14 protein-coding genes are annotated in these 13,363 nt (G+C 68.9%); 7 read left to right on the top strand and 7 right to left on the bottom strand.

Annotation, left to right across the window (positions count from 1 at the left end; all coding sequences use genetic code 11):
- Positions 1-2: 2 nt before the first annotated feature.
- The 3 genes from BN971_RS08695 to BN971_RS08685 form a co-directional block, all read right to left on the bottom strand.
- Positions 3-872, bottom strand: coding sequence for an enoyl-CoA hydratase (locus BN971_RS08695; RefSeq protein WP_085183272.1), 870 nt, complete (start codon positions 870-872; stop codon positions 3-5).
- A gap of 162 nt (positions 873-1,034) precedes the next feature.
- Positions 1,035-1,307, bottom strand: coding sequence for a GlsB/YeaQ/YmgE family stress response membrane protein (locus BN971_RS08690; RefSeq protein WP_085183158.1), 273 nt, complete (start codon positions 1,305-1,307; stop codon positions 1,035-1,037).
- Positions 1,308-1,353: 46 nt separating this feature from the next.
- Positions 1,354-2,367, bottom strand: a complete 1,014-nt coding sequence (locus BN971_RS08685) for a dihydrodipicolinate synthase family protein (protein WP_085183159.1) — start codon at positions 2,365-2,367, stop codon at positions 1,354-1,356.
- 217 nt (positions 2,368-2,584) lie between these two features.
- On the opposite strand from BN971_RS08685, the gene BN971_RS08680 reads away from it, so the two are divergent.
- Positions 2,585-3,364, top strand: a complete 780-nt coding sequence (locus BN971_RS08680; RefSeq protein ID WP_085183273.1) for a TetR/AcrR family transcriptional regulator — start codon at positions 2,585-2,587, stop codon at positions 3,362-3,364.
- Between the two features lie 219 nt (positions 3,365-3,583).
- On the opposite strand, the gene BN971_RS08675 is transcribed toward BN971_RS08680, so the two are convergent.
- Together BN971_RS08675 and BN971_RS08670 are read right to left on the bottom strand one after the other, a co-directional pair.
- On the bottom strand, positions 3,584-4,456 hold the full coding sequence (locus BN971_RS08675) for an enoyl-CoA hydratase/isomerase family protein (RefSeq protein ID WP_085183160.1): 873 nt from the start codon (positions 4,454-4,456) through the stop codon (positions 3,584-3,586).
- Positions 4,453-5,112 carry a hotdog family protein gene (locus tag BN971_RS08670; RefSeq protein ID WP_085183161.1) on the bottom strand — a complete coding sequence of 220 codons (660 nt, stop codon included), beginning with the start codon at positions 5,110-5,112 and terminating at the stop codon, positions 4,453-4,455. Before BN971_RS08670 ends, BN971_RS08675 begins: the two co-directional genes overlap by 4 nt.
- A gap of 132 nt (positions 5,113-5,244) precedes the next feature.
- Between BN971_RS08670 and BN971_RS08665 the strand changes: the two genes are divergently transcribed.
- Genes BN971_RS08665 through BN971_RS08640 form a run of 6 tightly spaced genes read left to right on the top strand, consistent with a single transcriptional unit; the run spans position 5,245 to position 12,264 of the window.
- Positions 5,245-6,066, top strand: a complete 822-nt coding sequence (locus BN971_RS08665) for an enoyl-CoA hydratase/isomerase family protein (RefSeq protein WP_085183162.1) — start codon at positions 5,245-5,247, stop codon at positions 6,064-6,066.
- A gap of 24 nt (positions 6,067-6,090) precedes the next feature.
- On the top strand, positions 6,091-6,900 hold the full coding sequence (locus BN971_RS08660; RefSeq protein ID WP_085183163.1) for an enoyl-CoA hydratase/isomerase family protein: 810 nt from the start codon (positions 6,091-6,093) through the stop codon (positions 6,898-6,900).
- Positions 6,897-7,685 (top strand): enoyl-CoA hydratase/isomerase family protein, encoded by a 789-nt coding sequence (locus BN971_RS08655; protein WP_085183274.1) that lies wholly within the window; start codon positions 6,897-6,899, stop codon positions 7,683-7,685. The genes BN971_RS08660 and BN971_RS08655 overlap by 4 nt, the downstream gene beginning before the upstream one ends.
- Positions 7,685-9,169 carry a class I adenylate-forming enzyme family protein gene (locus tag BN971_RS08650; RefSeq protein ID WP_085183164.1) on the top strand — a complete coding sequence of 495 codons (1,485 nt, stop codon included), beginning with the start codon at positions 7,685-7,687 and terminating at the stop codon, positions 9,167-9,169. The genes BN971_RS08655 and BN971_RS08650 overlap by 1 nt, the downstream gene beginning before the upstream one ends.
- Positions 9,159-10,742: a class I adenylate-forming enzyme family protein gene (locus tag BN971_RS08645; RefSeq protein ID WP_085183165.1), complete on the top strand. Its 1,584-nt coding sequence runs from the start codon at positions 9,159-9,161 to the stop codon at positions 10,740-10,742. Before BN971_RS08650 ends, BN971_RS08645 begins: the two co-directional genes overlap by 11 nt.
- Positions 10,735-12,264, top strand: a complete 1,530-nt coding sequence (locus BN971_RS08640) for a class I adenylate-forming enzyme family protein (RefSeq protein WP_085183166.1) — start codon at positions 10,735-10,737, stop codon at positions 12,262-12,264. The genes BN971_RS08645 and BN971_RS08640 overlap by 8 nt, the downstream gene beginning before the upstream one ends.
- Here the strand turns inward: BN971_RS08640 and BN971_RS08635 are convergent.
- On the bottom strand, positions 12,261-12,620 hold the full coding sequence (locus BN971_RS08635; protein WP_085183167.1) for an Rv1352/Rv1906c domain-containing protein: 360 nt from the start codon (positions 12,618-12,620) through the stop codon (positions 12,261-12,263). The genes BN971_RS08640 and BN971_RS08635 overlap by 4 nt on opposite strands.
- A 56-nt stretch (positions 12,621-12,676) precedes the next feature.
- Positions 12,677-13,360 (bottom strand): GntR family transcriptional regulator, encoded by a 684-nt coding sequence (locus tag BN971_RS08630; protein WP_085183168.1) that lies wholly within the window; start codon positions 13,358-13,360, stop codon positions 12,677-12,679.
- Positions 13,361-13,363 lie beyond the last annotated feature (3 nt).

The raw sequence follows: 13,363 nt of genomic DNA, 5'->3' as shown, positions 1-13,363 counted from the left end.
GATCATCCTTTCCGGTGGACCGGCGAAGCCTGGGCGTCGGTCGAGCTGAGGGACGGAAACCGCGGCGGCCGCTTCTGAAGGAAGCTGGTGATGCCCTCGACGACGTCCGGTCTCGGCATCGCCTCGTGCAGCAGGACCTCGGCACGCGAAGTCGCTTCCACGACATCGCGACTGGCGTCGCCGTAGACCTGATGTTTGATCACCGCCATGGACGCCGGCGAGCAGTTCGCCGCGATGTCCTCGGCGTACGCCAGCGCCCGCGGCATCAGGTCTTGCGGCGCGACCACCTCCTTGACCAGGCCGAGTTCGGCGGCCTCCTCGGCGAGGAAGGTGCGCCCGCTCAACAGCAGGTCCAGAGCGGCGCCCCAGCCGGTCAGGCGTGGCAGTATCCAGGAGATGCCGAATTCGGCGATCAGCCCGCGGCGCGCGAAGACCGCCGCGAACTTGGCCCCCGCGGCGGCGAACCGGACGTCGCACATCAGCGCCTGGGTGAGGCCGATTCCGACACAGGATCCGTTGATGGCTGCGACGACGGGCTTGCGGAGCGTGGTGACGAAATGCGGTGGCCGCTCGCCGACCAGGTCGGCCAGGCCCGTCTTGGCGGCCCTCTCCATCGTCTCGCCGACCTTCGGCGCGGAACCCGGCGCGCCCAGATAAGCCCCGGCGCAGAACCCTCTACCCCGGCCGGTCAGCACGATCACGCGGATCGCCGGGTCGGCCTCCGCTCGGTCGATCGCGGCGTAGAACCCGGCGGCGATGTCGGGACCCCACGCGTTGAGCCGCTCCGGGCGATTGAACGTCAGGATCGCGACGCCGCTCGCCGTGGCCTCGTAGAGCACGGCGTCGCCGGAAGGGTCGTCGCTGCCTGGCATCTGCTGCGGCACCTCCTCGCCCCGGATCCCACCCGACTTTGTACGCATACTGTATACCTATCGGTAGCGCATTCCACAACCTCGTTCAGGGCCCCGCGAACCCAGCCTCCAGCAGGGGATTTGGGCCGCCGGGAACCCTCCGACGGCGCACTCACCCCGCCGCTAATCCGATATGCGCCCGCGCCTGATCAGTTTGACGATCGCCAGCAGGATCACGGCTCCCAGCAGGCAGGTGAGAAACGAGAACAGCAGGCCCTTACCGGCCACGTTGACCCCGAAGCCGCGCAGCAGGAATCCGCCGATCAAGCCCCCGACGACGCCGACCACCACGTTGAGGACGATGCCCATCTGGCCGTCGGTTCTCATGATCTTGCTGCCGATCCAGCCGGCCAGACCACCGATGATGATCCAGCCGAGGACACCCAGGGTGAGCATTTCGGCGATCCTTTCTTGAGTGTGATCAGTTTCGGCACAAGCGATCTCAGGGCGCGACTCCGAGGAGGCCGAGGCGGCGATAGGCCTTCTCGATCTGGGCCTTGGCCTCGGCGGGCAGTTCCGCTTGCGGCGGCCGGGAGTGTGGATAGTCGCCGATCGGCAGGCCGAGCAGCGACGCGGCGTACTTGAACGCGCCGCCCCAGTGGGTGAAGTAATCGGGCCGCCCCGGGTAGCACGTCCACCACGAGCCAAGGTCGACGTCGAACTGGTCCAGGCCGGATTCGCGTCCATAGTCCATGGCCTCGATGAGCTTGCCGGCCCACACCAGGTTCCAGTACTCGGACAACAACCGTCGCGTCGGCGTCTCGAACAGGTAGCCGGCGGTGCCGAGTTGCGCCGCGGACACGATCCCGTCGCGCAGCCAGCCCGCGCGGTAGACCGTCCTGTCGCATTCCCAGAGCACCAGGTCCGGCGCCAACTGGTGCAGCAGCCGGCTGCTGGCGGGGCGGAAGGCCCCTTCCTTGGTGGCGCAGACCGCGGGCACCTCCTGGTAGATGCGGGCGCTCTCGGCCGGGCTCAGCACGTAACCGGACGACGGGGAATTGAACATGCCCAGCGCGATGTCCGTGCGGGACGCGATGTAGGAGAAGAAGCGCAGCGCCCCTTCCCCGCCGTGCAGTTCCATCATCGGTGTCTGGATGTAGGCGATGTCCGCGCCCACCTGCTGGGCGTGCAAGGTCAGCTCCAGGCAGTCCTTGGCCGTCATCGACGCGGTGCACGCCTGCACGACGACGTCAGGATTTTCCTTGCGGCCTTCGTCGATTGCGATCTCCAGCAAGCGTTTACGTTCGTCGATGGTCAGCGACCAGAATTCGGAGATGCCACTGGTGCACCACAGCATCGGATGCCCGAGGTCGCGCACGCAGTAGCGCACCAGCGTCCGGTAGGCGTCCCAGTCGATGTCGTCGCCGTCGGGCCCGCGGAACGGGGTGTACAGCGAATCACCGATTCCGCGCAGAGCCGTGCGCGCCCACGAACGCGCCTCGCCCGCTGTGGCCATGGTGCACTCCTCCCGGTCGGCCCTGAATCCATGGCCCGATCCGCGGCGGCGCCGGTGACCTGTCAAACGGCTTGTGACCGGTCATGTTCGCCCGTTCAGCCAGTTGTACCAGAAAGCCTACGATAGGTATTACAGTAGCAGACGAAGAACCGCACAAAAGTGCCGATGTGAGGCGCCCGCGAGTGACGGCGCGCAGTCGGTGACCGGACAACCGTTGATGGAGGTGCCCGTAGTGGCAAAGCAGGCAACCGCCGACAAACGTCAGCGCCGCGAGCGCGGGTCCATCAACCCCGACGACATCATCAGCGGCGCATTCGATCTCGCGGAGCAGGTCTCCATCGACAACCTGAGCATGCCGCTGCTGGGCAAGCACCTCGGCGTCGGCGTCACCAGCATCTACTGGTACTTCCGCAAGAAGGACGATCTGCTCAACGCGATGACCGACCGCGCTCTGAGCAAGTACGTGTTCGCCACCCCCTATGTGGAAGCCAGCGACTGGCGCGAAACGTTGCGCAACCACGCCCGCCTGATGCGTAAGACGTTCATGGGCAACCCAATTCTGTGCGACCTGATTTTGATCCGCGCCGCGCTCAGTCCGAGGGCCGCGCGAGTGGGCGCTCAGGAGATGGAGCGCGCGATCGCCAACCTGGTGGAAGCGGGACTGTCACCCGAGGACGCCTTCGACACCTACTCCGCGGTCTCGTTGCACGTCCGGGGATCCGTTGTGCTGCACCGACTTTCCGAAAAGAATCAGTCGGCGGACAGCGGGCCGCGCGCCATCGACGACGCCGTGTCGATCGATCCGGCGACCACTCCCCTGATCTCCCAGGTGACCAGGCAGGGGCACCGCATCGGGGCGCCGGACGAAACCAATTTCGAATACGGCCTGGACTGCATCCTCGACCATGCGGCCGGCCTGATCGAGAAGGGCTCGCGGGCGGCGAAGTCGCCCTCCTCCCGGCAGCGCAAGACGGCCAAGGCGCCCGCGGCGCGTTGACGTCGGCGGCGTCTCCTGACGCGACCCGGGGACGCTGCGAATCACATGCGCCCCACGCGTCTCCGTCGGCGGGGACACGGGATGTGCCCGCCTCATAGCGACAAGCGCCGGCTCGACCGGCCGCCGCCGGGATTGTCGCTATGAGGCGGGCAGAGTGCCGATACCGGCGGCGCCGAAACTGCTGTGGCAGAAGTGGTTCGGCCGCCCCGCGGGCCGCCGCTACGCGTCCGGTTCCGGCACGTCGAAATGCTCGTCGCGCAGGCGGAACGCCTCCTTGGCCCCGTGCTCCGCGCGGGTCTTGACGAAGTTGAACTCGCCCGGCGCGAATTGCAGGTTGGTGCCGAAGGCGTGGAACAGGTAGCTCGCGACCTCCTCGCCCTGGTAGGCCTGGGTCTGCTCGACGAGGCGGAACGCCTCTTTGGCGATGACGACCCCGTCGGCGGGCATCCTGGCCGCCTTCTCCGCCCAATACCTGGCCCGTGCCGTCACGGCGCCGGGATCGCATGTCTCCGTGAAGATCCCGAGGCCCTCGACCTCGCCCGCCTCGATGATGTCGCCCGTCAGCAGCAGCCGCCTGGCCAGGACCGGCCCGAGCCGATGGAAGAACATGTGCAGGCTGCCGAGCGCAGGACCCAGGAACCGGGTGGCCGGCATGCCGATCTTGGTGTCGCGTGCGACGACGGAAATGTCGGTCATCAGGGCCATCTCGAAGCCGCCGCCCAGGGCGTACCCGGCGATCTCCCCGATCGTCACCTTCGGGAAACCCATCAAGTTGTGGTAGAAGCCAAATGACTTGCGATCAACGGTAAGCCGGCGGCGCTGGCTGGGACGCCGCTTGTCGTCGCCGCCGTACCAGCCGTAGGCGTTGTTCATGTCGGCCCCGGCACTGAAGACGCCGCCGGCGCCCCGCAGCAGCACCACGGTGATGTCGTCGTCTTCGGCCACGCGGTCGAGATGGCGCGCGATGCTGTCGCGCATCGACGCGTCATAGGAGTTGCGCCGCTTGGGATTGTTCAGGGTGATCGTCGCGATTCGCCGGTCGGAATCGACCTCGAAAAGCACGCGGTCGTCCGCCTCGCTCGGGGCAGTCATGTCCGGGACTCCTTCCGCCGCCCGCCGAACCTGGATCCGGCCAGCTGGTTCGGCGGCGAGGCCAGCGTGTTGACCTCGCCGGTACACAGCACGTCGCCGTCGAGCAAGAGCCGCGCCGTCGAGGTGACGCCCCGCTCGGTCTGTTCGCGCGCGATGTCGAAGTCGAGGTCGGTCAGCAACGGCGTCGGCCTGCGGAAGGTGACACCCAGCGACCGCGTCTTGCCGGAGCGTCCGGTCACGCAATTGTGGTGCTGGATAACGCAGTCGAAGAAGACGCCCAGGAACCCACCGTGCACGAGTCCGGGCGGTCCCTCGTAGACGAGGGGAAAGCAGACGCGTCCGGTGGCCCGCCCGGGATCGAGGTGGTCGAAGCGGTACTCCGGAAAGCACGGGTTGTACGAGCCGATGTCGGTGGCGTGGTTGAGGTACACCCGCCGTTGATCGCCGGCGAGTTCACCGATCCGCGGCGCCATGTCCGGCGGGGCCGCGGCCGCGAGCTCGGTTTCCCAGTCGGCGCACTTCGTCAGCATCGCGTCGACCGCCGGGTGCGGGTGCTCGAGGGACAGCAGCAGGGCGGCCAGCCGGCGGATGGCGCCGGCCGCGGCCACCGTCTGGGCAAGGGGCGCTTCGCCGAACCGGGCATCGCCAGTGCGCATCGTGCACCCTCTTTCCACCCGGCCTCGCGGGGCGTTTCCGTCGGCAGCGATTCCTTGCTAACTTATACACCGTAGCAATCGTATTGTTTACCGTATGGGTAACCGTATCGGCAGGAAAGGCCGGATTCGACGGTGAGTCACGAGGCCGACGCGGCCGGCGCCGATGGGTCGGTGACCGTTTTACGCGACGGTGCGGTTCTGCGAATCGCGCTGGATCGCCCAACCCGCCGTAATTCTTTGACTCCATTCATGATCCGGGCGCTCGTCGAGGCGCTGACCGACGCCGCCGCCGATGATTCGTTGCGGGCGGTTCACCTGCGCGGCGCCGGTGACGACTTCTGCGCCGGAGTGGACTGGGTGGGCACCAACAGCAGCGGCGGCCGGCGGCCCCGCGCCGGCGACTTGGTGCGACGGGTTCCGCACGCCGCGCACCGCGTCATCGAGCTCGTGCACGGCATTCAGCTGCCGGTGGTCTGCAGCGTGCGCGGATGGGCGGCCGGTTTCGGCTGCAACCTCGCGCTGGCGGCCGATTTCACCGTGGCGGCAACGGATGCGGTGTTCTGGGAGCCGTTCGTAGATCGGGGCTTCAGCCCGGATTCGGGGTCCACCTGGCTGCTGCCCCGGCTGGTCGGGCTGGCGCGAGCCAGGCGGATGCTCCTGCTCGGCGAGAAGGTGGCCGGAAGCGATGCCGCCGACTGGGGCCTGATCCACCGGGTGGTACAAGCGCCCGAACTCGACGACGCCGCGGAGCAACTGCTGGGCCGGCTGGCGAGCGGGCCGACGGTGGCGACCGGGCTGGCCAAGCAGGCGCTGGCCTTCGGCCTGCATTCGTCGCTGAGCGAGTCGCTGGCGCAGGAGCTGTTCAACCTAGAACTCGCATGCCGGACAGCAGATTTCAAGGAGGGCCTGGAGGCCTTTCGGCAACGGCGCGACCCGAAATTCCAGGGCCGATGATCGGCGACCGGGAAGGGAGCACGGATGGCTGACTCGTTCGACACCATCGACTACGACGTCGAGGGCCATACCGCCACCATCACCTTGAACCGCCCGGACGCCCTCAACGCGCTGAGCCCCCACATGATCGCCGAACTTCGTGCCGCCTACGACGAAGCGGAGAACGACGACGAGGTGTGGCTGCTCATCGTCACCGGCACGGGGCGCGCCTTCTGCACCGGGGCGGACGTCAAAGCCATCCCCGGGGACGGCAAGGTGATCTACGAACGGCCCTACCTGTCGACGTACGAACAGTGGGAGGCGCCGCAGGAGGGCACTCCGCCGTTTCGGCGAATGGCCAAGCCGGTGCTCACCGCGGTCAACGGCCTGTGCTGCGGCGCCGGACTCGACTGGGTCACCACGTCGGACATCGTCATTGCGTCCGACCGGGCGACGTTCTTCGATCCGCACGTCAGCATCGGACTGGTGGCCGGGCGTGAGATGGTGCGGCTGGCGCGGGTGCTCCCCCGATCGATCGCCGTGCGCATGGCGTTGATGGGCAAGCACGAGCGCATGAGCGTCGAGCGGGCTTTCGAGCTCGGGCTGATCAGTGAGATCGTCGAGCACGAGCGCCTCATGGAGCGGGCCCACGAGATCGCCGGCATCGTCAACTCCAATGCGCCGCTGGCGGTCCGGGGCACCCGGCTGGCGATGCTCAAGGGCCTCGACCTCCCGCTGCACGAGGCCGAGATGCTCGCCGAAACGTTCCGCGAACGGGTCCTGCGAACCGAGGACGCGCTGGAAGGCCCGAAGGCGTTCGCCGAGAAGCGGCAGCCGAATTGGCAGTGCCGATGACCGGAGGCTTTGAAACCCTGCTGCTCGACGTCGACGCGGCCGATCACGTCGCGACGATCACGCTGAATCGGCCCGAGCGGCTCAACGCGTTCGACCGCGCCATGTGCGGGGAGATGGCCCGCGCGTGGCGATTGGTCAAGCTTGATGAGTCGGTGCACGCGGTGGTGCTGCGGGCGGCGGGCGACCGGGCGTTCAGCGCCGGCCTGGACATCAAGACCCCCTACGGGCAGCCCGACAACGTCTGGAATCACGAGGATCCCGGTGAGTCGCTCAGCCCGAAGTGGCAAAAGATGTTCAAGCCCGTGGTCTGCGCCGTGCAAGGAATGTGCACGGCGGGCGCGTTCTATTTCATCAATGAGTCCGACGTGGTCATCTGTTCGGACGACGCAACGTTTTTCGACTCTCATGTGTCGGCCGGCCTGGTGTGCGCATTGGAGCCGATCGGCCTGATGCGGCGCATCGGCCTGGGTGAGACGCTGCGGATCGCGCTGATGGGCAACGACGAACGGGTGAGCGCCGACACCGCGCTGCGGATCGGATTGGTGTCCGAGGTCGTCGCGCCGGACCGGTTATGGGACCGGGCCCACGAGCTCGCGGCGGCCATCGCCGCCAAGCCGCCCTCGGCGACCCAGGGCACTGTCAAAGCGATCTGGGAGTCGCTCGACAAGCCCTATCGCGCGGCGCTGGACCAGGGGCTCATCTACACCCGGCTCGGGAACCCGCTCGGCACGGCGGAACTCGCCGCCCGGGGCAAGGTGGTGCCCCGCCAGCCCGAGATCCGCTGATGCCCGCGCATCGCCTCAGTCGGCGCATCGCCGATGTCCTGAATCTGGAACCGGATTCGCCGGCGATCGAGTACGACGGGCGGTGGGCGTCGTGGGCGGGGCTGGCCCACTCGGCGGGGCGGGTCGCATCGCTGGCCGCCGAACGCGGGCCGGAGGTGGGCATGCTGCTGCGCAACCGGCCCGGTCACGTGGCGGCCTTCCTGGGGGTGCTGCTGGCCGGCGCGACGGTCGTCGTCATCAATCCCGCCCGAGGCGACGAACGCACGCGGCGCGACATCGAGGCGCTGCGTCTACCGCTCATCGTCGGTGAGGGCGACGACCTGGCCCGTCTCGTGACCGGGCCGTCCGGGATCCCGACGGCGCCGATAACGGCCGCGCTGGAGGACCGACCGGGATCGCCCCGGCCCCAACTGCATCCCGCCGCAAGCCATTCCGATGCCGCGGTGCGCATGCTCACCAGCGGGACGACCGGCCCGCCCAAGCGGGTCGACCTCGGCTACGACATGCTGGCGCGCAGCGTGATGGGCTCCGATCCCGACGCCGCACCGCCCACCGAGTTGCGCCGCGGCGTCGCGATCGTCAACTCCCCGTTGGTGCACATCGGCGGGGTTTTCCGGGTGCTGCAGTGTGTCGCCGAGGCTCGTTCGTTCGTCCTCCTGGAACGGTTCGAACTCGCCGTGTGGGCGCGGGCGGTGCGCGCGCACCGGCCCGGCGCGGTCTCGCTGGTGCCCGCCGCCCTGCGGGAGGTCCTGCACTCCGACCTGACCCGGGACGACCTCGCCGGCATTCGCGCCGTCACCTGCGGGACCGCGCCGCTGTCGGCCGACGACGCCGACGCGTTCACCGGCAAGTTCGGCATCCCCGTCCTGACGTCTTATGCCGCAACCGAATTCGGCGGCGGCGTGGCGGGCTGGACTCTGGCCGATCACCGGCGTTACTGGCGGGCCAAGCGCGGCAGCGTAGGGCGGGCCAGCCCCGGTGCCCAGCTGCGCGTGGTCGACGACCACGGCGCGCCGCTCGGGCCCGACGAGGTCGGGCTGCTGGAGGTCAAGCCGGGTCAGCTTGGTCCGTCGGCGCGGTGGATGCGGACCACCGACCTCGCGCGAATCGACGCCGACGGATTCCTGTGGATCCTGGGCCGCGCCGATCAGGCCATCATCCGCGGCGGTTTCAAGGTGATGCCCGACGATGTGCGTACCGCGCTGGAGGCCCACCCGGCGGTGGCCGGCGCGGCGGTGGTCGGTCGAGCCGACCCGCGCCTGGGCGAGACGCCGGTCGCCATGGTGGAACTGCGTGCGTCCGCGTCCGCCGATGCCGGGCTGCTGGCCGACTACTTGCGAACCAGGCTGGCGCGCTACGAGATTCCCACCGACATCGCGATCGTCGACGCGATCCCCCGAACGCCCTCCGGCAAAGCCGATCTCGGCGCCGTCAAGCGGTTCTTCGAGGTCGGTCGGGAAGCCGCCGCCCAGCATGTCCACTGACGTCACCATCGGTGAGGTACTGCGCGAGCAGGCCGGCGCGCGGGGCGGCCACCCGCTTCTGGTCTGCGACACCGACCGCATCACGTACGCCGAGGCCGATCGCCGCTCCGCCCGGCTCGCCCGCGGCTTGATCGCCCTCGGCGCCGGCAAGGGCACGCACGTCGGGTTGCTCTACCCGAACGGGACCGAGTTCGTCACCGCGATGCTGGCCGCCGCGCGCATCGGCGCCGTCGTGATCCCGTTCTCCACCTTCATGACCGCCCGCGAGATGCGCGAGCAGCTCGTCGACAGCGACGTCGAAATCCTGCTGGCCGCCGCGTCGTTCCGCTCGCACGACTACGCGGCGCGGCTCGCGGAGGTGGTCGGTGATCCCGACTTTGACTCGAACGGCCGGTTGTTCGCCACCGCCGCACCGCAACTGCGTCAGGTGGGCATTAGCTACGGGCCGGGCGCGACCCGGCGCGTCCGGGATATCGGGCGCTTCTACCGCTTGGCCGACGACGTCGAACCGCCCCTGCTGGACGCGATGCAGGACGACGTGGCGGGATGCGATCCGCTGACCATCGTCTACACCTCGGGGTCGACCAGCACGCCCAAGGGGGTGGTGCACACGCACGGCGCACTGCTGGCACATCAGCGCAACCTCAACGAGATCCGCGGATTGACGGCCGAGGACAGGCTGTTCTGCAATTCGCCCTTCTTCTGGATCGGCGGGTTCGCCTTCGGGTTGCTTGCCACGCTGCTGGCCGGATCGACGCTGGTGTGCTCCAACGCCACCGACGCCGGTGAAACCCTCGACCTGCTCGAGGCCGAAAAGCCGACAAGCACCAACGGTTTCGCGGCGGCCGTCGCCCACCTCGCCGAGCATCCGAGCTTCGCGAGCCGCGACCTGTCCTCGATGCGGCGGGGCAACCTGTACCCCATCATGGCCCCGGCTGCCCGGCCGAAAGACCCGGAGCTGCGGCACAACATGTTGGGCCTGACCGAAGCCGGCAGCGTCGTGCTGATCAGCGCGGACGAGTCCGATCAGCCGGAAAGCCGGCGTGGGTCCTTCGGCAAACCGGCGCCCGGCTTCGACACCATGATCCTGAAGCCCGACGCCTCGGGGGTCGGCGAGCTGTGCATCCGCGGGCCGTACGTGATGCAGCGCTACCACCGGCGCAGCCGCGAGGAGTCCTTCGACGCCGACGGCTGGTTTCACACCGGAGATCTGGTGCGCACCGACGACGACGGCTTCTTCTATTTCGCCGGCCGGCGCGGCGCGATGATCAAGACCTCGGGCGCCAATGTCTCGGCGCCCGAGGTGGAGAACGCCATCGCCAAAGTAACGGGCGGCCTGACGGCCTACGTGGTCGGCATCCCCGACGCCGATCGGGGACAGCTGGTGGCTGCGGTCATCGCCCAGCCGGAGGGCTTGGCCTTCGACGAGGCCGCGCTGCGCGAGCGCCTCCGGACCGAGCTGTCCGCCTACAAGATCCCCAGGCGGTTCCTCGCCCTGCCCCGCGCTAAGGTCCCGCTGCTGTCCAGCGGAAAGGTGGACACCCAGCGACTGCGGAAGCTCTTCGATGCCTGACACCATCGGTCGGTTGGTGCGCGAGCAGGCGACGCGGCACGGCTCCAAGCCGATGGTGGTCGATCCGGCGTCCCGGTTGAGCTATCGCGAGTTGGACTCCAGCACAACGGAGTTGGCCGCGAGCTTTGTCGACGCCGGGGTCGGAAAGGGCACCCGGGTCGGGCTGATCATGCCGAACGGGGTCCGCTGGGTGCAGATGGCCATCGCGCTGGGCCGCCTCGGCGCCGTCCTGGTGCCGCTCAGCACCCTGCTCAAGGCCGGTGAGCTGGTCGCCCAGTTGCGGGCGGCGTCGGTCCAATTCCTGCTCAGCGTCGAGGAATTCCGCGGCCACCGCTATCTGGACGACGTTCGCGCGTTGCCGCGCACCGAACTGCCCGCCCTGCGAGAGACGTGGACGGCCGACCAGCTCGCCCGGGCCGCGGCCGGCGACACGGCGCGCCGGGTCGTCGACGCCGTGGCCGACACGGTGAGCCCGGCCGACCCGCTGGCCATCATGTTCACCTCGGGCAGCGGCGGCGCTCCCAAAGGGGTTCAGCACTCCCACCACAGCGCGCTGGGCGCCGTGCGGTCGGGCCTTGCGGCGCGGTGCATCACGGCCGAAACCCGGTTGTACCTGCCGATGCCCTTCTTCTGGGTGGGCGGCTTCGGCGGCGGGATCCTGTCCGCGCTGTGCGCCGGCGCCACCCTGGTGACCGAGGGTATCCCCCGACCCGAGGGGACGCTGCGATTGCTGGAAACCGAGCGCGTCACCCTGTTTCGCGGCTGGCCCGATCAGGCCGAGGCCCTGGCGCGACACGCCGCTGCGGTCGGCGCCGACCTCTCGTCGCTGCGACCCGGAAGCCTGCAGGCCCTGCTGCCACCCGAGCAGCGCGCCGCACGGGGCGCGCGGGCGACGCTCTTCGGGATGACCGAGGCGTTCGGGCCCTACTGTGGATTTCCCGCCGACACCGACATGCCGATGGAGGCCTGGGGCAGCTGCGGAAAGCCGTTTGTGGGCATGGAGGTTCGCATCGCCGGCCCCGAGGGCGGAGTGCCCGTCGCGCCGGGGAAGGCCGGTGAGATCCAGATCCGGGGGCCGCACACGCTGCGCGGCATCTGCGGCCGCAGCCGCGAGGACGTGTTCACCGTCGACGGCTTCTATCCGACCGGCGACGTCGGCCACCTGGACGAGAACGGGTTCCTGTTCTACCACGGCCGATCCGACGACATGTTCAAGGTCAGCGGGGCAACCGTCTATCCCGGCGAGGTCGAACGCGCGCTGCGCTCCATCGCCGGCGTCGAGAACGCCTTCGTCACCAACGTGCCGGGGGCGGCGGGGCAACGCGTGGGCGCGGCCGTCGTGTGCCGCGAGCCCCTCGACGTCGGGCAGTTGACCTCCTCGGCGCGAGAGCTGTTGAGCTCCTTCAAGATCCCGACGCTCTGGCTGCTGCTGGACTCCGACGACGACGTACCGCGCGGGGGCACCGGCAAGGTCGACGTCCTTCGCCTGCGGGAGATGCTGGTCGCGGCGGGCCGGTCCTAAGGAACCCGCGTCCAGGGCTGGCAGTTCTGCGACTCGAATGCCTTGACCGACGTGTTGATGTTGGCATACATCGGGCCGATGGACGTATTGGTCTGGAGCACATGGTCCTTGGCCGCATCGGGGGTGCTGTAGGTGAACCACGAGCACATCGAGCCCTGTGTCGGAACGTCGTTGATCCACACCCCGAAGGCGGACGCCGACCCGCCCGTGTGGTAGAGGCCCGGCGCGATGTCGGGTCCCACGACGAAAACGCCGTTGCCCGGAATCGGATCCATCGGATCGGCAACGGCCGGCGGCGCCAGCGCGATAGCCGTCACGGCCGCAACGAAGACGGCCGGTGCGCGCAGTGAGGGCATCCTCTCTCCCTACCGTCGCCCCCTACCCCGCAGCGTATGCCCGCCGGGGTCCACGCTCAAGGCCGGTCGGAGTCCCCCACCACCCCGCGCGCAACGAGGTGGTCGATCAGGGGAACCGCGCCGGCGGCGAGATGGTCCGACATCGCCGCGCGCGCGAGCCTGTCGTCGTGCTTCTTCAGCGCCGACAGGATCCGCCGATGATCCCGCATCGACTGCTCCGGCCACCCCCGGATGGTGGGGAACACCGATTCCGGTGCGTAGCGGGTGATCTGCGACATCAGCTGGGCGAGCTTGGGCGAGTCCGCGGCGACGTTGATGGCGCGGTGGAACTCGTGATTGAGACGGACGGTCCGCTCGTTGTCGTCGCCCGCGTAGGCCTCTTCCAACTCCGCCTGGATCTGTTTGAGTTCGCGCAACTGTTCGTCGGAGATGTTGATCGCCGCGCGCGCGGCCAGCTCGCCGCCGACGTGAGCCTGCACGTTCGCCACGTCGGTGACGTCGCGCCCGGTCACCGGCAAGACCACGAAGCCGCGCCGCGGCTGTTGATCGATGAGCCCTTCGGCGCGCAGCGCGAACAGCGCCTCGCGCACGGGCGTGACGCTGATCCCCAGCTCCGCCGCCAATTGGTCCAGGCGGATATAGGTTCCCGCGGCGTAGGTGCCGTCGAAGACCCGGGCACGGATCAGGCGCGCGACGTCGTCGGACAGCTGAGGTCGCACGGCGAAATCCGGGGCACTCATCGC

This window comes from Mycobacterium bohemicum DSM 44277 (assembly GCF_001053185.1).
Classification (GTDB): domain Bacteria; phylum Actinomycetota; class Actinomycetes; order Mycobacteriales; family Mycobacteriaceae; genus Mycobacterium; species Mycobacterium bohemicum.
The sequence above is the reverse complement of the archived record's forward strand: the minus strand, read 5'-3'. Positions and strand labels throughout refer to the sequence as shown.